21 protein-coding genes and 1 pseudogene are annotated in these 18,506 nt (G+C 73.7%); 5 read left to right on the plus strand and 17 right to left on the minus strand.

Features of this window, described 5'->3' with window-relative positions; translation table 11 throughout:
- Positions 1–85: 85 nt before the first annotated feature.
- Positions 86–517: a hypothetical protein gene (locus RZ84_RS37965; protein ID WP_241777614.1), complete on the minus strand. Its 432-nt coding sequence runs from the start codon at positions 515–517 to the stop codon at positions 86–88.
- Between the two features lie 199 nt (positions 518–716).
- Positions 717–1,046 (minus strand): glycine betaine ABC transporter substrate-binding protein, encoded by a 330-nt coding sequence (locus tag RZ84_RS07300; protein ID WP_043263604.1) that lies wholly within the window; start codon positions 1,044–1,046, stop codon positions 717–719.
- Positions 1,047–1,100: 54 nt separating this feature from the next.
- Between RZ84_RS07300 and RZ84_RS07305 the strand changes: the two genes are divergently transcribed.
- Positions 1,101–2,015 carry a 5'-3' exonuclease gene (locus RZ84_RS07305; protein WP_043263605.1) on the plus strand — a complete coding sequence of 305 codons (915 nt, stop codon included), beginning with the start codon at positions 1,101–1,103 and terminating at the stop codon, positions 2,013–2,015.
- Positions 2,016–2,096: 81 nt separating this feature from the next.
- Positions 2,097–2,954, plus strand: coding sequence for a siderophore-interacting protein (locus RZ84_RS07310; protein ID WP_043263606.1), 858 nt, complete (start codon positions 2,097–2,099; stop codon positions 2,952–2,954).
- Between the two features lie 36 nt (positions 2,955–2,990).
- On the opposite strand, the gene RZ84_RS34960 is transcribed toward RZ84_RS07310, so the two are convergent.
- Complete coding sequence (locus RZ84_RS34960) at positions 2,991–3,281, minus strand: hypothetical protein (RefSeq protein WP_052229816.1); 291 nt, start codon at positions 3,279–3,281, stop codon at positions 2,991–2,993.
- Between the two features lie 104 nt (positions 3,282–3,385).
- On the opposite strand from RZ84_RS34960, the pseudogene RZ84_RS07320 reads away from it, so the two are divergent.
- Positions 3,386–3,793 (plus strand): annotated as a pseudogene (locus RZ84_RS07320) (hypothetical protein); the annotation flags it as partial.
- Positions 3,790–4,293 carry an ABA4-like family protein gene (locus RZ84_RS07325; RefSeq protein ID WP_052229817.1) on the plus strand — a complete coding sequence of 168 codons (504 nt, stop codon included), beginning with the start codon at positions 3,790–3,792 and terminating at the stop codon, positions 4,291–4,293. The pseudogene RZ84_RS07320 and the gene RZ84_RS07325, both read left to right, overlap by 4 nt.
- On the opposite strand, the gene RZ84_RS07330 is transcribed toward RZ84_RS07325, so the two are convergent.
- From RZ84_RS07330 to RZ84_RS07360, 7 genes are all read right to left on the minus strand, one after another.
- On the minus strand, positions 4,220–5,650 hold the full coding sequence (locus RZ84_RS07330) for an HPr family phosphocarrier protein (protein ID WP_063772665.1): 1,431 nt from the start codon (positions 5,648–5,650) through the stop codon (positions 4,220–4,222). The genes RZ84_RS07325 and RZ84_RS07330 overlap by 74 nt on opposite strands.
- Positions 5,651–5,795: 145 nt before the next feature.
- Positions 5,796–6,476: a DUF4310 family protein gene (locus RZ84_RS07335; RefSeq protein ID WP_043263607.1), complete on the minus strand. Its 681-nt coding sequence runs from the start codon at positions 6,474–6,476 to the stop codon at positions 5,796–5,798.
- 41 nt (positions 6,477–6,517) lie between these two features.
- Positions 6,518–7,363, minus strand: coding sequence for a DUF4311 domain-containing protein (locus RZ84_RS07340; RefSeq protein WP_198539950.1), 846 nt, complete (start codon positions 7,361–7,363; stop codon positions 6,518–6,520).
- Positions 7,364–7,390: 27 nt separating this feature from the next.
- Entirely contained in the window at positions 7,391–7,726 is a 336-nt protein-coding gene (locus tag RZ84_RS07345) for a DUF4312 family protein (protein ID WP_043263608.1), read from the minus strand.
- On the minus strand, positions 7,723–8,088 hold the full coding sequence (locus RZ84_RS07350; RefSeq protein ID WP_043263609.1) for an SFCGS family glycine-rich protein: 366 nt from the start codon (positions 8,086–8,088) through the stop codon (positions 7,723–7,725). Before RZ84_RS07350 ends, RZ84_RS07345 begins: the two co-directional genes overlap by 4 nt.
- Positions 8,085–8,513 (minus strand): hypothetical protein, encoded by a 429-nt coding sequence (locus RZ84_RS07355; protein WP_043263610.1) that lies wholly within the window; start codon positions 8,511–8,513, stop codon positions 8,085–8,087. The genes RZ84_RS07350 and RZ84_RS07355 overlap by 4 nt, the downstream gene beginning before the upstream one ends.
- A complete protein-coding gene (locus RZ84_RS07360) occupies positions 8,510–9,700 on the minus strand; it encodes an amidohydrolase/deacetylase family metallohydrolase (protein WP_078893619.1) in 1,191 nt (396 codons plus the stop codon). Before RZ84_RS07360 ends, RZ84_RS07355 begins: the two co-directional genes overlap by 4 nt.
- A 306-nt stretch (positions 9,701–10,006) precedes the next feature.
- Between RZ84_RS07360 and RZ84_RS07365 the strand changes: the two genes are divergently transcribed.
- Positions 10,007–11,119, plus strand: coding sequence for an LLM class flavin-dependent oxidoreductase (locus RZ84_RS07365; protein ID WP_043263612.1), 1,113 nt, complete (start codon positions 10,007–10,009; stop codon positions 11,117–11,119).
- Between the two features lie 85 nt (positions 11,120–11,204).
- Here the strand turns inward: RZ84_RS07365 and RZ84_RS07370 are convergent, their stop codons facing one another.
- The 7 genes from RZ84_RS07370 to RZ84_RS07400 form a co-directional block, all read right to left on the minus strand.
- Positions 11,205–14,021, minus strand: coding sequence for a DEAD/DEAH box helicase (locus RZ84_RS07370; RefSeq protein WP_043263613.1), 2,817 nt, complete (start codon positions 14,019–14,021; stop codon positions 11,205–11,207).
- A 214-nt stretch (positions 14,022–14,235) separates the two neighbouring features.
- Positions 14,236–15,180, minus strand: coding sequence for a twin-arginine translocase subunit TatC (gene tatC / locus RZ84_RS07375; protein WP_043263614.1), 945 nt, complete (start codon positions 15,178–15,180; stop codon positions 14,236–14,238).
- Between the two features lie 63 nt (positions 15,181–15,243).
- A complete protein-coding gene (gene tatA, locus RZ84_RS07380) occupies positions 15,244–15,543 on the minus strand; it encodes a Sec-independent protein translocase subunit TatA (RefSeq protein WP_043263615.1) in 300 nt (99 codons plus the stop codon).
- A 206-nt stretch (positions 15,544–15,749) separates the two neighbouring features.
- On the minus strand, positions 15,750–15,953 hold the full coding sequence (locus RZ84_RS07385) for a hypothetical protein (protein WP_043263616.1): 204 nt from the start codon (positions 15,951–15,953) through the stop codon (positions 15,750–15,752).
- Positions 15,954–16,104: 151 nt separating this feature from the next.
- Positions 16,105–16,353, minus strand: coding sequence for a hypothetical protein (locus RZ84_RS07390; protein WP_043263617.1), 249 nt, complete (start codon positions 16,351–16,353; stop codon positions 16,105–16,107).
- A 69-nt stretch (positions 16,354–16,422) separates the two neighbouring features.
- Positions 16,423–17,373: a helix-turn-helix transcriptional regulator gene (locus tag RZ84_RS07395; RefSeq protein ID WP_043263618.1), complete on the minus strand. Its 951-nt coding sequence runs from the start codon at positions 17,371–17,373 to the stop codon at positions 16,423–16,425.
- Positions 17,374–17,394: 21 nt separating this feature from the next.
- Positions 17,395–18,435 carry a helix-turn-helix transcriptional regulator gene (locus RZ84_RS07400; RefSeq protein ID WP_043263619.1) on the minus strand — a complete coding sequence of 347 codons (1,041 nt, stop codon included), beginning with the start codon at positions 18,433–18,435 and terminating at the stop codon, positions 17,395–17,397.
- Between the last annotated feature and the right edge of the window lie 71 nt (positions 18,436–18,506).

The raw sequence follows: 18,506 nt of genomic DNA on the forward strand, positions 1-18,506 counted from the left end.
GCCGACAACGTCGGGCGCGGCAAAGCGCAGCGGAACGGCGGGACGGCCGACAACGTGGGGCGCAGGCAAAGCGCAGCGGAACGGCCTAGCGGCCGGCCCCCGTTCGCCGCAGCAGATACGCCGCCCCGCCCGCCAACGTCAGCAGGGCCAGCCCGCCGGCGGCCTGGGTCGCGTCGACGCCCTCTGCCCAGCCGCGGCTCACCAGGAGGGTTTCGGTGTGCCGGGGGCCGCCCGGTGCGCATTCGACGGTCACCCGGTAGCGGCCCGGCACCGCCCGGCGGGCGATCCGGATGTCGGTGGCCATCCCGTGGGCGCCCGGCCGCAGCGGCACCGAACCGAACAGCCGGGAGACCGCCCGGACGTCGTGGGCCGTGCCGCACCGCCGGCCGTCGCTGATCGTGATCCGCTCCCCGGCCGCCACCGGATTCGGTGCGACCCGGGCCGCCGCGCCGGGCGCGGTCGCGCCGAGGGCGACGGCACTGATCAGGACGGCGGCGGACAGGTGCGCAGGCTTCACTTTCAGCTCCCGGGCCGGCCGGCCGCGGCCCCTCCGGCCGCCGGGGACGCACACCGGCACAGGGCGAGCGAACCACCGGCCGCGGCACCGGGCCAGGCGGGCGCGGCCGGTCAGGTGAAACCGGCGAGCCCCGCCGCCGGCTGCTGACAGGGCGGGCTCGCCGGCCCAATGCCCGTGGACCGGGGCTACTTGAACGGTGCTACATGACCGGGGCGATCGTGTCGACGATGCCCGGGTGGTCGCCGATCCACTTCTCGACGCCCTTGTTCTCGTTGCTCTTGCCGGCCTCCTGGATGTCCTGCTCCAGGCTGCCGAGCTCGTCGGCGGTCATCTTCCAGTTCTTCGGCCAGCCGTGGAACTCCGGGAACTTCTTCGGGAGGCTCTTGTTGCCGAGCGTCCTGATCTGGTCGTTGGCGCCCCATGTGCCCTTCGGGTCGGCGAGCTTGGTGAGGTGGTACTTGCCGTACGCCCGGTGCGGGGACCACAGGACGACGGCGACGGGCTCCTGCTTGTGGTGGGCCCGGTCCACCGGGAGGTCGCGTTTGGGGCATACGGCATCATGCGGGGTGTGAATCGACGCCTGATGCTCCTCGACACCGCCTCTCTGTACTTCCGCGCCTATTTCGGGGTACCGGAATCGGTCACGGCCCCGGACGGCACCCCGGTGAACGCGGTACGCGGTCTGCTGGACTTCATCGCCCGGCTCGTCCAGGACCACCACCCCGACGATCTGGTCGCCTGCATGGACTTCGACTGGCGCCCCCAGTGGCGGGTCGACCTGATCCCGTCGTACAAGGCGCACCGGGTCGCCGAGGAGGCCCCCGCGGGCTCCGCGGAGCCGGACGAGGAAGAGATTCCGGACACCCTCTCCCCGCAGGTCCCGGTGATCGAGGACGTCCTCGACGCGCTCGGCATCGCCCGGATCGGCGCGGCCGGCTACGAGGCCGACGACGTCATCGGCACCCTGGCCGCGCGGGCCCGGGGCCCGGTCGACATCGTCACCGGCGACCGCGACCTCTTCCAGCTCGTCGACGACGCCCGCGGCATCCGCGTCCTGTATCCCCTCAAGGGCGTCGGCACCCTCCAGGTCACCGACGGGGCGCTGCTGCGCGCGAAGTACGGGGTGGACGGCCCCGGTTACGCGGATCTCGCGCTGCTGCGCGGCGACCCCAGCGACGGTCTGCCGGGGGTGGTGGGCATCGGCGAGAAGACCGCGGCCAAGCTGCTGGACGCGTACGGCGACCTGGCCGGGATCAGGGCCGCCGCCGCCGATCCGGCCAGCAGGATCACCCCGGCGCAGCGCACCCGGCTCACCGAGGCGGGCGCCTACCTGGACGTCGCACCGCGGGTGGTCCGGGTGGCCACCGACGTACCGGTTCCGGACGTCGACCTGGCGCTGCCCGGCGAGCCGGCGGACCCGGAGCGGCTGGAGGCGCTGGCCGCCCGGTGGGGGCTGGGTGGCGCATTGCAGCGGTTGCTCGACGCGCTCCCCCGGTGAGCTGTTAAGTTAGGCAAACCTAACAAGCGGGGTTCACCCAGCGGGGCCGCCCCGTCGTCGACCGCGTCAGGGGAGATTGCCGTGGCAGCAGAGCGTCCGGCCCGCCGAACACCCACCCTCCACCGCGCCCGGGTGCGGCGCACCGAACGGCTGAGCCCGCACATGGTGCGGGTGGTCCTGGGCGGCGAGGGGCTGGCGGCGTTCGCCGCCGGCGAGTACACCGACCACTACATCAAGCTGGTCTTCCCGCTGCCGCACATCCGCTACCCGGAGCCGTTCGACATGGCCCGGATCCGGGCCGACCTGCCGCGCAACCAGTGGCCCAGGACGCGTACGTACACGGTGCGCTCCTGGGACCCGGCGGCGTGCGAGCTCGCGGTGGACTTCGTCGTGCACGGGGACGCCGGCCTGGCCGGGCCGTGGGCGGTGGCCGCCCGGCCCGGCGACGAGATCCGCTTCCTCGGTCCGGGCGGCGCCTACGCCCCGGACGCCACCGCCGACTGGCATCTGCTGGCCGGCGACGAAAGCGCCCTGCCGGCCGTCGCGGCGGCGCTCGCCGGCATGCCCGCGGACTCCCTGGTGCACGCCTTCATCGAGGTCGCGGGCCCGGAGGAGCAGCAGGAGCTGACCGCTCCGGCCGGCGCCCAGATCACCTGGCTGCACCGCGGCGCCGCCCCGGTCGGCCGGGAACTGGTCGCCGCCGTACGGGCGTTGGAGTTCCCGGCGGGCCGGGTCCAGGCGTTCGTCCACGGCGAGGCGGGCTTCGTCAAGGAGCTGCGCCGGCTGCTGCGGGTCGAGCACGGCGTCCCGCGCGAGGATCTGTCGATCTCCGGATACTGGCGTACCGGCCAGGACGAGGACGGCTGGCAGGCCGGCAAGCGCGAGTGGAACCAGCAGGTGGAGGCCGAGCAGGAGACCCCGGCGACGCTCGCCTCCTGACCCTTTTCCCGCCGTCTCTCCCCTCCGCGGCGCGGCTCAACTCCGGGCCGCGCCGCTCTTCTTCCCCTCCGGCCCGGCCGCCAGCCGCGCCTCGTGGCGCCGCGCCGAGCGGTCCACGTGCGCCAGCCGCCGCATCGCGGTGAGCACCGCATCACCCACCACGGTCCCCACGACCACGCTCTCCACCCGTCCCTCGACGTCCGCGTTGCGCCCCACGTACGCCAGGTCGGCGGCGGCGATCCGCTCGCACGCGTCGGCGTAGTCGTCGAGCACCTCCTCGTAGGCGCCCTGCCCGAGGTCCCGGAGGGTGGCCAGTGCGACGGCCATCGTCTCGGCGGCCGGATGGCCGTCCTCGACCCGCCAGCCGCGCCGCTCGATCAGCTCCGCGATCGTGCGCCGGGCCTCCGGCAGACCGTCCGGATCGCCCGACGGGCGCGCACAGCGTCGGTGTCCCCGACGGCGGCCCGGCCATGCCGCTGACCGGCTGGAACACCACCGGGGGCGATCTGCGCATCCCGCACTTCGTCGGGATGCACGCCCTCCAGGCCCTCCCCTTCTTCCGCTACGGGATCGAGGCGCCGGCCCGCCGCCTCCCCCGGCGGCGGCACGACCGGGTACGGCTGCGCCTGGTCCTGACCGCGGCCGGCTTCACCGCCGGGCTGCTCGCCCTCGTCACCTGGCAGGCGCTGCGCGGCCAGGCCCTGATCCACCCCGACGCGGCCACCCTCGGCGCGCTCGGCGCGCTCCTCGCGGCCACCGCGGCAGCCGCCGGCGCGGCCCTGCGCCTGCCCGTCCCAGGCTCGGAACGCCCCGCCACCGCCCAGGAGTTGGCCGCATGAACGACAGCGTCCTCTTCAACCTGGCGTTCGCTCTCGCGGCACCGTTCTGGGCACTGCTGATCCTGGTCCCCGGCCGCCGCTGGACCGACCGGATCGCCGCCTCACCGCTGACCGTGGTCCCGGTCATCGGCGTCTATCTCGCCCTGGCTGTACCGGTGTTCCCGCAGCTGTGGGCGGCGGTGAGCCGCCCGGACCTGGCCGGCTTCCAGAAGCTGCTGGCGCTCGGCGGCGGGGCGGGCGCGATCTGGGCGCAGCTGATCGCCTGGGATCTGTTCCTGGGCCAGTGGATGTACCGGGAGGCCCGCAGGCTCGGCATCCACCCGCTGGTGACGGGCCCGCTGCTGGTCCTGACCGTGCTGCTCTCCCCCTTCGGCGTCCTGGTCTTCCTGGGCCTGCGGGCGGTGGTACGGCGGCGGGCCGGGGCGGTCAGCGGGGCCGCGGCGCCACGATCTCGGCCAGTTCCGCCAGTGTCCGCTCCGCCTCGGGACCCCGGGCGCTGAGCACGATCTCCTCGCCGCACCGGATGCCGATCGACATCAGCGACAGCACACTGCGCGCCGAGACCTCCCGGGCGTCGTCCCCGGGACCGGGCCCCGGCCGGGCGCGGCGGACGGTCACCACCGCCGCGCTCCGGCCCGCGGTCTGCGCGAAGACGGCGGCGGGGCGGGCGTGCAGCCCGGCCGGCTCGGTGACGACCAGGCGGCGCTCCACCGCCTCGTCCGCGGCGTCCGGTCGGGTCCCCGGCGCGGCCCAGGTCAGGATCCCGGTGAGCCGCGCCACCACCTGCTCCTCCTCGTCGGCCGTCAGCGGGCGCGGATCGACGGCCAGCCGTCCGGCGGCCATGTCATGCCCCCGCAGGAAGATCGGCGGGGGGGCCGCCGCCGCCAGGCCCGCCGCGTCCCGCCCCGCCGCCTCCGGATCGACGGTCAGCTCGGCGCGGTGGATGCCCCGCCCGGCCGGGTCCGCCACGACCCGGGCCGACACCCCCGGCAGCCCGTCCAGCCGCGCCGCCAGCCGCGCCATCCGCGCCTGCTGCCCCGCCGCCCGGCCGGCCGCGTCCGCGCCGCCGGCCTCCTCGTACGCCCGCACCGCCCGGACGAGGCCGAACACGGCCTCCTTGCTCACCTTCATGGGGCGGCCGATGCCGCCGTACTGGGCGCGGCAGGCGGCGATCAACTCCGCCCGTCCGCAGATCAGTCCGGAGGTGGGGCCGCCGATGGCCTTGCCGCCGCTGTAGACGACCAGGTCGGCGCCGGTGGCCGGCCAGTACCGCAGGTCCTCCTCGGCCGCCGCGTCCACGATCACCGGCACACCGTGCGCCCGCCCGAGGGCCACCACCGTCTCCAGCGGCACCTCCCCGCTGCGCACCGCGTGGTGCGACCGGACGTACAGCAGCGCGGCGGTGCGCTCGGTGACGGCGGCCGAAAGATGCTCCGGACGCACCGTGTTGACGCTGCCGACCTCCACCGGACGGCCGCCGCCCAGCGCGATCATCTGGGTCAGCGGGGCGCCGAAGTGGACCGCGTGCCCTTTCTGGAGCACCACCTCGGCGGGGGCGTCGCCGGCGTCCGGCAGCCGCTCGACGCGCGCCGGGTCCGTACCGGCGACCAGCGCGGCGACCGCGATGGCGATCCCGGCGGCGGCGCCGGTGGTGGGGCAGGCGTCCTCGGTACCGGTGGCGCGGGCCAGCTCCCGGCCCGCGGCGACCAGCAGATCGTCCATCACCACATGGCTGCGGGCCGCCTCGCCCATCGCGGCGATCACCGCCTCGTCGAGCCTGCTGCCGCCCAGCACGGTCAGCTTGCCGGCGGCGTTGATGGCGGGGGTGACGCCCAGGTCCTCGTGGAGGGTGCTCATGGTGGGGTGCCTTCCGTCAGCGGTGGTGAGCGGTGCGCCGGTCCCGGCCGGCACGGGCACGACCGGTCCCGGCCGGCACGACCGGTCCCGGCCGGCACCGGCGCACCGAGGCGACCGGGCCGGTCCAACTCCGGTGCCTCCTCCCTCACTTCCCCGTGATCGGGAAGAACACCCCGAGAACCATCGCACCGAGGATCGCCCCACCGGTGAGCGGCTTGCGCCACCGGTAGAAGAGCGCCGCCCCGAGCGTGGCGCCCAGGCCCACGGGAAGCGACGCGGTGGCCGCGGCGATGATGACGAGCGGGCCGAGGTACCGCCCCGCGGCATTGCCGGCGCCCATCATCACGTCGGCCCCGAAGGTCGATCCGCCGCCGCCCGGGGAATGCACCGTGGCCCGGCGGACGGCGAGGACGACCGCGCCGATCAGCGCGCCCAGCACGGCCCCGGTGGGCACCGCCAGCCAGAAGTGCTCCAGCGGGGCGGTGATACCGGCCGCCAGCAGCATCGCGGGGATCCCGATGCCGACGCCAGTCTGGAGGGAGCCGCCGATGTCCAGGATCCCGACCATCGGTCCCTCGATGACCCGGGCGAAGAGGAAGCCCGCGCCGAAGGCCGCCGCCGCGCCGTAACTCCCGGTGTCCATACCGGCCTTGAGCAGCGCGGTGACCGCGATATCGCTGAAGGTGCCGGTGCGGTGGACGTAATACAGCTGCGTCCCGGCGAAGATGCCCGCCGCCAGGCACGCCGCGAAGAGCGGAAAGGCCCCTTCGGAGAGCCAGAGACTCCCCTCGCCGGAGGCGTCCCGCGGCCTCTTCCTCTTCCTCATGACGTCCTCATGGCTTCCTCATGGCTTCCTCGTGGCTCCCCTCACCTCGCCGGTCCGCCGCCGATGGCGTCGTGCAGCCGCCGCAGCCACCCCGGTACCTCGGCGTGCAGCTGGCGCAGCAGCTGGAGGTCGGCACCGCGCAGCACCGCGCCGGCCGCGAACAACGCCACCACCGCCGCGCACAGCACCCTGGTCGTCCTGGTCCAGCCCAGTTCGTCGACGCCCCTGCCGACGACGATGCCGAGCACGATGCCGGGCACCGCGTTGCCCATCACCACCTGCGCCAGCCCGCCGAGCGCGGTGCCCCAGCCGCCGGTCCGCCGCCCGGCGTCAACTGCCGCCATCCAGAAGACGATCGGCATCACCGGGTTGATCAGCCACTGCGACGCCGGCCCGAGGACACCCGCGGCGACCTGCTGGAGGGAGTGCGGAACGGCCGCCGCGGTGGTGTTCAGCACGGTCACCAGGACGAGGCCGACGGCCGCCCCGACCACCGCCATCCGCCGCGGGTCGTGCAGCGTCCCGGCGGCCTCCCGGCCACCGCGCCGGGCCGTCGACAGCGCCGCCGCCCAGTGCGGAACGATCCGATGGTCCACGTCCGAGGTCAGCGCACCGGTGCCGACGGCGCTCGCCCAGGCGTGGAAGAAGAAGCCGAGCCCGAAGGAGAAGTGCGCGACCGGGTCGTTCTCGCAGGCGTTCAGCTCGCCCAGGGTGCGGAAGGCGCCCATGCCCTGGACGGTGGGCGCATGGAACATCCGGGCCACGCCGGCGCCCGCCCCGAAGCCGATCAGCGCGCCGATGACCATCGACTCCAGCGCGACGGTGAGCGTCCGGCCCGGCGCGGCGGCCACGGCGGTGTCCCCGACGGCGTACAGGAGGCCGCTCACAGGGGTGTCCTGACCATACGGGTGTCCTCACCGCATGCGGAGCGCATGCTGAAGGGGCGTCAGCCGCTCCTCGCGGACGGTGAACGCGATGGCGTCCGGATCGAGTGCGGCGACCCGCACCTCGATCCGCAGCGTCAGCTCGTACCGCCGGCGCTCCCGGGGGAACAGCAGTCCCAGGAACCGTTCCGTCCACCGGTGTTCGACCGCCGAGACCACCTCTACGGCCAGCGGCTCCACCCGGTAGCAGACCCCGTCCACGGCCCTGCCGACCGCCGCGGCGACCTCCCGCAGCGCGGCGGCGAACGCCCGCTCCCGGGTCGGCCCGCCGCCGCTGACCCGGACCGTGCGCCGCTCCTCCGTCACGCCGGGTCCCCCAGCCTCCGCAGCAGCGCCTCGGCCACCGCGAAGCCCAGCTCCGCGGTGTCCAGGAACCCGAAGCCGAGCACCGTACGGCCCTCCTGGACGGCGGTGACCCCGGCCTGTGCCGAGCGCAGCCCGAACGCGATGTCGTGCCCGTACCGGGTCCGGGCGGTCACCGCCCCGGCGCCGCCGCTCCCGCAGAACGAGATCCCCAGCGCCGCCCCCTCGGCGGCCATCACCTCGCCGACCTTCATGTCCGCACCCGGCCCCGGGATCAGCACCGGTACGGCGCCGGCCGCCCGGATGCCGTCGGCGACCGCCTGGCCCTTGCCGAGCCGGTGCCCGATCACGATCTTGACTGTCATGCGGTGCTCCCTTGTGGTGGAGTCGGCCGATCACCCGGCCGGTACGGCCGCGCCATCGCCAGGTGCAGTGCCAGCAGCAGGACTTCGGCATCCCGGGCGCGGAAGCCGAGGGGCGCGCAGTACGCGTCGATGGCCGTACGGGCGGCGGTCAGCAGCCGCGGCGCGAGTTCCTCGGCCAGGGCCGCGTCCAGCGCGTCGAGGTGCGCGCCGGACCGCACCCGCCGGACGAACCCGAGGGCGTGCACGGCCAGCGCCAGCCCGCGCTCGTCGTCGAACGCGAGCCGCTCCGCGGCGGCCCGCTCCGCGATCAGCGGGAGCAGCCGGGCGAGGTCCCGGCGGTCCGCCTCCCGCACCGGGTCGCCGCTCGCGGCGACCGCGGCGGCCAGCCGCTCGACCAGGCCGGCGGCCCGCTCCGCACCCGTCATACGGCGGCCCCGCGCACCGGCACCAGCCGCCCCGCCCGTACGGCCGCGACCGGCACCGGCCACCGCCGCACCGGCCGACGCTCCCCCGCCGCGTCGACCAGCCACCGCGGCCCGCCCGCCGCCCGTTCCGCCAGCACGGTCAGATCCGCCACCGCCCCGACCCGCAGCGTTCCCAACTCCCCGCGCAGCCCGAGCACTTCGGCCGGATGCAGGGTGACGCAGCGGATCACCTCCGGCAGCGGCATGCCCAGCGCGAGCAGCTTGCCCATCGTCATGGTCAGGTCGTGCACGGGCCCCGCCGCGTTGTGCCGGTGGAGGTCGGTACTGATGGTGTACGGGCGGATGCCCGCCGCCAGCGCCCGTTCCGCCGTGCCGAACGCGAAGCTCGCACTGCCGTGCCCCACATCGAGGCGGACACCCCGCTCCAGCGCCGCCCGCACCTGCGGCAGGGGCTCCGGGCCGCCCCCGAACAGCCCGCCGGCCTTCCCGTGGAACGCATGGGTGACCACATCGCCCGGCCCGAGCAGATCCAGCACCGCACCCAGTTCCGGCGGCGCGTTCCCCACGTGCACCATCACCGGCACCCCGCACGCCTGCGCCACCTCGCGGGCGACCCGCAGCGGTGCCAGGCCGCTGCCGCCGAGCACCGAGCGGCTCATCCGCACCTTGATCCCGCGCACCGTCCCCCGTGCCCGGACCAGCACACCGGCGGTGGCCTCGGGATCCAGATCGGCCGAACCGCCGGCCAGTTCACCGCTCCCCCGGACCAGCCCGTGCCGTGCGACGTTGAGCCAGCCCAGTACGCGGGTACCGGCCGGCGCGACGACGGACGCGCCGAAGTCCGCCCACCGGTCGCTGCCACAACTCCCGGCATCCACAACCGTGGTGACGCCCCGTTCGATCCCCGCCCGGTCGGCCGGGAGCCCCAGATCCGTCGCCCCGTCGTAGACATGGACGTGCAGATCGATCAGCCCCGGGGCGACCAGCAGCCCGCTCGCGTCGTACACCTCGGCACCCGGCGCGGACAGCGTCCCGGGCGCACCGACCGCCGCGATCCGCCCGCCGGCCACGGCCACCTCGCCCGGCGCCGGCACGCCGCGCTCCGGATCGACCAACACCCCGCCGCGCAGCAGCAGTTGGCAGCGGACGTCGGGGCCGGGCGGGGACGGCGGCATGGTTGCGGGCATACCGGCGGCCTTTCGCTGCGAGGCGTCGCGTCGTGCCTTGGGCGGGGACCTTCCGTAGGGAGAGATTTACGCCGGGCGGCCCCGGCAAACCAGGCGCTGCCCGCCGGCCCGGCGCCGGTTCCTTGCCCGGTAAACGGTTGACGCCGCATACATCCGCCTGTTCCACTGGCTGCATGCGACCTCGGCAACGGCTGGTCACCCGGGACCACATCGACTTCGGTCGGGTGTGGTCCGCCTCCTGTTGCCGCTGACTTCTCGACACGCCCCAGACCCAGGCACTTTTCACGAGAAGACGAGGCCGTACCCATGCCTGTCGAGTTCCTCGGCATCGCCGCGACCAACGACGGATCCGAAGTCACCCCCCGCTCCGGCGCCTCCTTCGACAAGGAGTACACGCTCCGGCTCGCCCGCGCCCACGAGGACCACGGCTGGGACCGGGTCCTGTTCGCCTACGGATCCGGCTCCCCCGACCCCTCCCCGGCCGCCGCGTATGTCGCCGCCCGGACCGACACCCTCCAGATCCTGGTGGCGCACCGCCCGAACGTCTCGTACCCGACGTTCGCCGCGAAGACCTTCGCCACCCTGGACCACATCAGCGACGGCCGGCTCGCCGTCCACTTCATCACCGGCGGCAACGACCACGAGCAGCGCCGCGAGGGCGACACCCTCACCAAGGACGAGCGCTACGCCCGCACCCGCGAGTACATCCGGATCGTCAAGAAGATCTGGACCACCCATGAACCCTTCGACCACGAGGGGACGCACTACCGCTTCCACGACTTCGTCAGCGACACCTTCCCCGTCCAACAGCCGCATCCACGGGTCTCGTTCGGCGGCTCCTCCCCCGCGGCGTACGCGGCGGGCGGCGCCGAGGCGGACATCTACTGCCTGTGGGGCGAGCCGCTGGCGCAGACCGCCGAGCAGATCGCCTCGGTCGAGGCGGCGGCGCAGGCGGCCGGCCGCGGCGACGTCCCCCGGATCCAGGTCGCCTTCCGGCCGATCATCGCGCCCACGGAGGAGCTGGCCTGGGAGAAGGCGCACCGCACCCTCGGCCGGATCAAGGCGCGCACGGCGGGCGGCCCGCCGAGCCGCCGCCATCCGCTGACGAACCCTCAGAACGCCGGATCGCAGCGGCTGCTGGCGGTGGCCGCCGAGGGTGAACGACACGACCGTGCGCTGTGGACGCCGACCGCCGCGGAGACCGGCGGCGCCGGCAACTCCACGGCCCTGGTCGGCACGCCGGAGACGGTGGCCCGGGCGCTGCTGGACTACTACGACCTGGGCGTGAGCATCCTCTCCGCCCGCGGCTACGACCTCCTCGACGACGCCGTCGACTTCGGCCGCTACGTCATCCCGCTCGTCCGGGAAGAGGTCGCCAAGCGGGACGCGGAACGGGCGGCGGCCGAGCGGGCTTCGTAGCCCGGTATCCGTGGTGCCGGGCCGTCGCGGCGGGATGCGCCGCAACGGCCCGGCGGCGGACGGCAGGCCCGGCGGCGGGCCACCGCTAGCCCACCGACGAGTACGCCACGACCCCGCGCAGCACCCCGTCCATGGCCTTGCGCGCGGACCGCGCGACCGTGCCCTCGGCGGGCGCCGCCGCCGCGATCTGCCCGAGGACGTCCACCAGTTGCTTGCACCAGCGGACGAAGTCGCCGGCGGGCATGTCCGCCTCCTGGAGCACCTCGTCGAGGCCGAAGCCGGAGGCCCAGCGGTACGCGGCCCAGGCGAAGCCGAGGTCCGGTTCGCGCTGGCCGACGCCCTCCGCCTGGTTGATCTTGTGGTCCTCCTCCAGGGCGTCCAGCCGGCCCCAGATGTGGACCATCTCCGCCAGCGCGTCCCGCGCCTTGCCGGCCGGCAGCTTGGGCGCCACCGCGTCGTCCGCCTGCCGCGCCTCGTACACCAGCGCCGAGGCGCAGGCCGCCAGCTCCGCCGGGCCCAGGCCCTCCCAGACCCCCGCCCGCAGGCACTCGCTGGCCAGCAGGTCCAGCTCGCCGTAGAGCCGGGCCAGCCGGCGGCCCTCGTCGGTGACGGTGTCGCCTTCGAGGTAGTCCAGCTCGGTCAGCAGCGCGCAGATGCGGTCGAAGGTGCGCGCGATGGTGTTCGTCCGCCCCTCGATGCGCCGCTCCAGCTGGCGGGTGTCCCGCAGCAGCCGGTGATAGCGCTCCGCCCAGCGGGCGTGGTCCTCCCGCTCGTCGCAGCCATGGCAGGGATGCGCCCGGATCTCCGTCCGCAGCCGCCTGATCTCCCGGTCGTCGGCCGCCTCCGTCCGCGGCTTGCGGTGCCGCGAGGGCACCAGATGACCGGCCTTGGTGCGCAGTGCGGACGCCAGATCGCGCCGCGACTGCGGGCTGCGGGCGTTGAAGGTGCGCGGGATCCGCATCCGGTCCAGCGCCGTGACCGGCACCGGGAAATCGATCGAGGCCAGCCGCTTGACCTGCCGCTCGGCGGTCAGCACCAGCGGCCGGGGCCCGTCCTGGGCGTCGAAGCCGCGGTGGCCGTTGGTCCGCCCCGAGGGCATGCCCGGATCCAGCACCAGCGCCAGCCCCGCGTACTTGCCCGTCGGCACATGGATGACATCGCCGGGCTTCAGCTTCTCCAGCGCCGCCGCTGCCGCCGCCCGCCGCTGCACCGCGCCCTGCTTGGCCAGCTCCGTCTCGCGGTCCTTCAACTCCCGCCGCAGCCGGGAGTATTCCTCGAAGTCGCCGAGGTGGCAGACCATCGAGCCGCGGTAGCCGGCCAGCCCCTCCTCGTTCTTCTGCACCTGCCGGGAGATTCCGACCACCGACTTGTCCGCCTGGAACTGCGCGAACGACATCTCCAGCAGCTCCCGCGAACGGTGCCGCCCGAACTGCGAGACGAGATTGACCGCCATGTTGTACGACGGCTTGAACGAGGAGCGCAGCGGATACGTCCGCGTCCCGGCGAGACCGGCCAGCGCACCGGGATTCATCCCGCGCTGCCACAGCACCACCGCATGGCCCTCGACGTCGATCCCGCGGCGCCCGGCCCGGCCGGTCAGCTGGGTGTACTCGCCGGGGGTGATGTCGGCGTGCTGCTCGCCGTTCCACTTGACGAGCTTCTCCAACACCACCGACCGGGCGGGCATGTTGATGCCCAGCGCCAGCGTCTCGGTGGCGAAGACGGCCTTCACCAGGCCCTTGACGAACAGTTCCTCGACGACCTCCTTGAACGTCGGCAGCATGCCGGCGTGGTGCGCCGCGATGCCCCGCTCCAGGCCCTCCAGCCACTCGAAGTAGCCCAGCACGTGCAGGTCGTCGTCCGGGATCCCGGCCGTCCGGGCCTCCACTATCCGGCGGACCTGCTCACGGCCCTCCTGGTCGTTGAGCCGCAGGCCCGAATACAGGCACTGCTGGACGGCCGCCTCGCACCCGGCGCGGCTGAAGATGAAGGTGATGGCGGGCAGCAGCCCTTCGTTGTCGAGCCGCTCGATCACCTCGGGCCGGCTCGGCGTCCAGATCCGGGCCCGCTGGCGGCGCTCCCGCTCGCGGTCCGCCTCACGCATGTTCCGCCCGCGGCGCTTGTCGCGGCCGAACGTGGGCCGGCTGTTCTCCATCCGCGCCAGCCGCTCCAGGTCGGGGTTGACCTCCCGCCGGCCGCCGCTCTGCCCGTCCCGCTCCTCGAAGAGGTCGTATATCCGGCGGCCCGCGAGGACGTGCTGCCACAGGGGCACCGGGCGGTGCTCGGAGACGATCACCGCGGTGTCACCGCGGACCGTGTCCAGCCAGTCCCCGAACTCCTCGGCGTTGGAGACCGTCGCGGACAGTGACACCAGCGTCACCGACTCGGGAAGATGGATGATCACCTCTTCCCAGACGGCGCCGCGGAACCGGTCGGAGAGGTAGTGCACCTCGTCCATGACCACATAGCCCAGGCCCCGCAGCGACTGCGAGCCCGCATAGAGCATGTTCCGCAGGACCTCGGTGGTCATCACGATCACCGGGGCATCGCCGTTGACACTGTTGTCGCCGGTCAGCAGGCCGACCTTCTCGGGGCCGTAACGCTTGACCAGGTCCTGGAACTTCTGGTTGGACAACGCCTTGATGGGCGTGGTGTAGAAGCATTTGCGGCCCTGCGCCAGGGCCAGGTGGACGGCGAATTCGCCGACGATCGTCTTGCCGGATCCGGTGGGAGCGGCGACCAGCACGCCCTTACCGGCCTCCAGGGCCTGGCACGCCTCGACCTGATACGGGTCCAGCTCGAAGTCGTACAGCTCCCGGAAGGGGGCGAGTGCGGTGGCCTGCTCGGCCGCCCGGAGCTTGGCGGCGGCATAGCGCTCAGCAGGGGACATGTCCTCGGTCATCGTGCTTACGAGCCTACCGGCCACCTCTGACAACGACCCGATCTTTATGGCGGGGCTTTACCCGGCCCGCCCGGCACCGGCCCCGCATCCGCGCACACGACGACGGCCCCCGGCTCGAAGAGCTCGGGGGCCGCAAGGCCGGTCCGCGGTAGGTCACTTCACGTGACGCCGCGACTACGCGTCATCTGCCGCGCGCCGTCCGATCACCGCCGTCTCAGGTCGCATCGTCGTAGCCGCCGCGGCGGTTGCCGTCGTTCTCGCCGCTCGGCTGCTCCGGCAGCATCCGGCTGGACGAGACCGACTCGATGGCATCGACGTCCGACGGCGTCAGGTCCAGATCCGACGCCTCGTCGTCGGACAGACCCGCGTTCGGGTCGGCGAGCCTGCGCCGGCGGTCGTTGAGGAGGCAGATACCGACGGCGCCGAAGTACAGCAGGATGATCGGGGCCGCCAGCAGCGACATGGTCAGCGGGTCACCGGTCGGGGTGGCGACGGCCGCGAAGATCGTGATGCCCAGCACCATGAACCGCCACCAGCCCAGGATCCGCTTGCCGGTGAGCACCCCGCCCTTGTTGAGCAGCACCAGCAGCAGCGGCAACTCGAAGGAGAAGCCGAAGACCAGCACCATGCGCGTGACGATGTCGAAGAAGTCATCGGCCGGGAAGAGGTTGGACCAGTTCTCCGGGGTCAGGCCGACCAGCGCGGCGGCGGTGGTGGGCAGCACCGCGTAGGCCAGGTAGGCACCGCCGACGAAGAGCGGTACACCGGCGGCGACGAAGCTCAGCGCGTACTTCTTCTCGTGCTTGTGCAGACCGGGGGCGAGGAAGGCCCACAGCTGGTAGAGCCAGAGCGGGCTGGCGGCGACCAGGCCCACGGTCAGCGACAGCTTGAGCATGATCGTGAAAGGCGCGATGAAGCCGTTCGCGATGATCTGCGCACAGGGGTGGGGGTGCCCGCCACTCTTGGGACAGCCGACGGCCGCGATGGTCGGGCCCGTGATGAAGTCGGCGATCGCCCGGTACTTGAGCGCGGCGATGACGGTGACCACGAGGATCGCCAGCACCGATTTCAGCAGCCGGTTGCGCAGTTCACGCAGATGCGCCGCGAGGGGCATCCGCCCCTCGGGGTCCTTCTCCTGCTTGCGGGCAGACTTGGGCAACCCACTTCCTCGTCTCATGCGTCAGCCGTACCGACGGGGTCGGGACGGCTGGATCCGGCTCGGTCAGCTCTGGGTGGTGCGGTTCGGCTCGGCCACGGGGCGCGAGCTCGCCACATCACCGGGCGCAGCCTGAATCGTACGAGGTGCCTGGGGCGCCGCGTCGGCAGGAGCCTGCGACTTGCTGCCGCTGTCGGCCGCCCGCTCCGCCTCGCCCTCCCGCTTCATCGCCTTGGCCTCGCTCTTGAGGATGCGGGCCGACTTGCCGAGCGAGCGCGCCATGTCGGGCAGCTTCTTCGCGCCGAACAGCAGGAAGACCACGGCGAGGATCAGCAGAATCTCGGTGGGCCTCAGGTTGGCTAGCATGTGCGACTACCTTCTCGCCGGGGCGGCGTCTCCTGTGGTGCCTGCCGATGGGGTCGGACTGGCGTCCGGATGGTTCCTCGATCGTAACGTTCGGTGGTGAACGTCCGGCAATCCCCGTGCGTATTCCGGATTGCCCGTGCCACCGCACGGCCCGACCCGCCGGTGCAGCCTACCTTCCGGGACCCCGGCGGAGCAGAGCGCGGCCGTCAGTCACGGGCGGCGTCGTGCATCCGGGCGGCGAGCGGGACCGCGGCCCGCTCCAGGTCCTGTGCGGCCCGCTGGATCCGCTCCGTGGCCGTACCGACCTGCCGGGCCAGCCGCCGCACTTCGACGAAGACACGGACGGCGAGGACACCGAGGACGGCGATCCCCAGGAAGCCGAGGGCGATTGCGATCATGGGCCAGAGCATGGGGCGAGCTTATCGGTCGGGGCGGGAGGGCCGGCCGCCACCGGGAGCGCCGCCGTCGGCCCCGCCCGCACCGGTCACACGTCGTCGCCACACCGGGACCGGCCGGGGCTCGCTCGGCCGGTGCGCAACCGCGAGGCCGGTGCACAACCGCTCAGCCCGTGTGCAGCCGCAGCGTCCGCACCCCGCCGCCGGTGAGCAGCTCCACGATGCGCTCCCCGGCCGGCCTGCGCACCGCCCGGTCGCACTCGGGACAGGTGAAGGAGTAGAAGGTGGTGCGGCTGCTGGCACCGATGGCCAGCCGGAAGGCGTCCGAGGCCAGTTCGAAGCGGCCCCGGCAGTCCGGGCAGGCCGCCTTGAAGAACACCGGAGCGGCCATGCTCGCCAGAGTGGTCGTCGCCATCGTGGTCGTCATCCTTCGCTGCCTCCAACGGTCATCGGTGCGCCCGCGCGCTCCCGCGGTGGACCGGGCTCACCCGCCGTACGCCGCGAGCGCCTGCCCGGCCGCCTGCCGCGCGCTGTCCGCGAGTTCCGCGGGCGACACGATCCGGCCGTCCCGGCCCAGCCGCAGCGCCAGCCGCCGCAGCGACGCCGGGTCCGGGGTGCGCAGCGTGATCCGCAGCCCGCCGTCGGGGAGTTCGTCGGCCCGGTCGTGCGGGTAGTACTCGGCGACCCAGCGCCCGCCGGGCCCGACCTCGATCACGACCTCGGGGTCCTCGGCCGCGGGCTGCACCAGGCCCTCGGACAGATCGCGCAGCTCGACGGGCGGCGGGTCGGCCGGCGCGTCCAGCAGCTTGATCTTGGCCACCCGGTCGAGCCGGAAGGTCCGCCGGGCCTCGGAGAGCCGGCACCACGCCTCCATGTAGGTGTGGCCGACGGCGAACAGCCGGATCGGGTCCACCTCGCGCTCGGTCAGCTCGTCGCGTGCCGGGGAGTAGTAGCGCAGCCACAGCCGGCGCCGCTCGGCGATGGCGCGGTCCACATCGGCGAACACCCCACCCTCGGACTCGAAGGTCACCGACAGCCGGGAGCTGGCCCCGGCCGCCTCGCCCGCCGCCGCCTCCAGCTTGGCGGTGGCCCGCAGCAGCGCCTGCCGGTCGCCCTCGCGCAGCCCCGGGAGGGTGGCCACCGCACGCGCCGCGACCAGCAGCGCGGTGGCCTCGTCGGCGGCCAGCCGCAGCGGCTCCGCGGCGTCGTCGGGGTTGTGCCACCAGATGCGGTCGCCGTCGGTGTCGATGTCGAGGAGGTCGCCGCCGCGGAAGCTCGTCCCGCACATCGGCAGCACGTCGAGGTCGGCGATCAGCTCGTCCTCGGTGATGCCGAAGGCGCGGGCGACATCGCCGACCCGGGCGCCGGGGCGCTCGCGCAGATACGTCACCAGCGACAGCATCCGGCGGGTCTGGTCGATCGCGTTCGTAGCCATGGAGTCCGCTCCCCGTCCCTCTCAGCCCTTGGCCACGGCGCGCAGCCGATCGACGACGTCGGCACGCAGCTCCGCGGGTTCCAGTACGACCACATCCGGCCCGAACTCGACGAGCCAGGCGTCGAGTCCGTGCCCGTACGGGATCTCCAGCTCGTCCCAGCCGTCGCCCAGCGCGCGGACGGTCAGCGCGCGGGCACGCAGCGGATAGCCGTGCTCCGCGCGGAGTTTGATCCTCGCGGTGCCGGTGGCGGTCTCCCCGGCCCAGCTCTCGACGGTCTCGCGGACGGTGACGTGGTCGGGCACCGGAGCGGTGAACGCCCCTTGCCGGGAACGGACCTTGCCGGTGATCCGGGACAGCCGGAAGACCCGCTCGGCCTGCCGCTCCCGGTCCCAGCCGGCGACGTACCAGTGGCCGCGCCAGCACTCCAGGATCCACGGCTCGATGTGCCGCTGCTCGGGGCGCGCGGCGTTGGACTTGCGGTAGTCGAAGACCACCGGCCGGCGGTCGCGGCAGGCCAGCATCAGCGGCTCGAAGGCGGCTTCGTGGGCCGGGATCCGCGGTTCCAGGGCGCTGTGCGGCTGCCCGGCGTCCACGTCCCCGCCGTCCCCGACCAGCGGCATCCCGGCCGCGCGCAGCTTCTGCAGGGCGCCGCTGGCCGCACCGGCGAGCCGGGCCTGCTGCCAGACCTTGGCGGCGAGCCCGAGGGCGGCGGCCTCCTCGGCGTCCAGAGTGATCGGGGGCAGCCGGTTGCTGTCGCGGCGGGCGAGATAGCCGACCTCGCCGTCGATCCCGTCGACGGTCTCGATGACCAGACCGAGTTCGCGCAGATCGTCCTTGTCCCGCTCGAACATCCGGTTGAAGGACTCGTCCCCGCCGGCCGCGGCACCGCCCGGTCTACCGACCACAGCGTTTCCCGGTCTGCCGACCGCGGCACCGCCCGGTCTACCGACCTCGATGTACGCCTCGATCGACGTCCGCAGCTCGCGCTTGGACAGCGGGCGTCGCGTCCCCAGCAGGCACAGCGCCAGACTCATCAGCCGCTCGGCCTTGGCAATCGCCATCGACGCCCTCTCTCGTTGAGCTCCCGACCGCTGACCGTACCGTTCTGGGTGCGTGCGGCAAAGCCGAGGGC

Origin of the sequence: Streptomyces sp. CT34 (assembly GCF_000805335.1) — a bacterium.
Taxonomy (GTDB): Bacteria; Actinomycetota; Actinomycetes; order Streptomycetales; family Streptomycetaceae; genus Streptomyces.

Excerpts from the sequence above, each read along its gene's own strand:
- RZ84_RS34960 (WP_052229816.1), bottom strand. The coding sequence starts at position 3,281 with ATGGCCGTCGCACTGGCCACCCTCCGGGACCTCGGGCAGGGCGCCTAC.
- RZ84_RS07365 (WP_043263612.1), top strand. The coding sequence starts at position 10,007 with ATGCCTGTCGAGTTCCTCGGCATCGCCGCGACCAACGACGGATCCGAA.
- RZ84_RS07360 (WP_078893619.1), bottom strand. The coding sequence starts at position 9,700 with ATGCCCGCAACCATGCCGCCGTCCCCGCCCGGCCCCGACGTCCGCTGC.
- RZ84_RS07400 (WP_043263619.1), bottom strand. The coding sequence starts at position 18,435 with ATGGCGATTGCCAAGGCCGAGCGGCTGATGAGTCTGGCGCTGTGCCTG.
- RZ84_RS07390 (WP_043263617.1), bottom strand. The coding sequence starts at position 16,353 with ATGGCGACGACCACTCTGGCGAGCATGGCCGCTCCGGTGTTCTTCAAG.
- tatA (WP_043263615.1), bottom strand. The coding sequence starts at position 15,543 with ATGCTAGCCAACCTGAGGCCCACCGAGATTCTGCTGATCCTCGCCGTG.
- RZ84_RS07305 (WP_043263605.1), top strand. The coding sequence starts at position 1,101 with ATGCTCCTCGACACCGCCTCTCTGTACTTCCGCGCCTATTTCGGGGTA.
- RZ84_RS07385 (WP_043263616.1), bottom strand. The coding sequence starts at position 15,953 with ATGCTCTGGCCCATGATCGCAATCGCCCTCGGCTTCCTGGGGATCGCC.
- RZ84_RS07325 (WP_052229817.1), top strand. The coding sequence starts at position 3,790 with ATGAACGACAGCGTCCTCTTCAACCTGGCGTTCGCTCTCGCGGCACCG.
- RZ84_RS07350 (WP_043263609.1), bottom strand. The coding sequence starts at position 8,088 with ATGACAGTCAAGATCGTGATCGGGCACCGGCTCGGCAAGGGCCAGGCG.
- RZ84_RS07330 (WP_063772665.1), bottom strand. The coding sequence starts at position 5,650 with ATGAGCACCCTCCACGAGGACCTGGGCGTCACCCCCGCCATCAACGCC.
- RZ84_RS07370 (WP_043263613.1), bottom strand. The coding sequence starts at position 14,021 with ATGACCGAGGACATGTCCCCTGCTGAGCGCTATGCCGCCGCCAAGCTC.
- RZ84_RS07355 (WP_043263610.1), bottom strand. The coding sequence starts at position 8,513 with ATGACGGGTGCGGAGCGGGCCGCCGGCCTGGTCGAGCGGCTGGCCGCC.
- RZ84_RS07335 (WP_043263607.1), bottom strand. The coding sequence starts at position 6,476 with ATGAGGAAGAGGAAGAGGCCGCGGGACGCCTCCGGCGAGGGGAGTCTC.
- RZ84_RS07395 (WP_043263618.1), bottom strand. The coding sequence starts at position 17,373 with ATGGCTACGAACGCGATCGACCAGACCCGCCGGATGCTGTCGCTGGTG.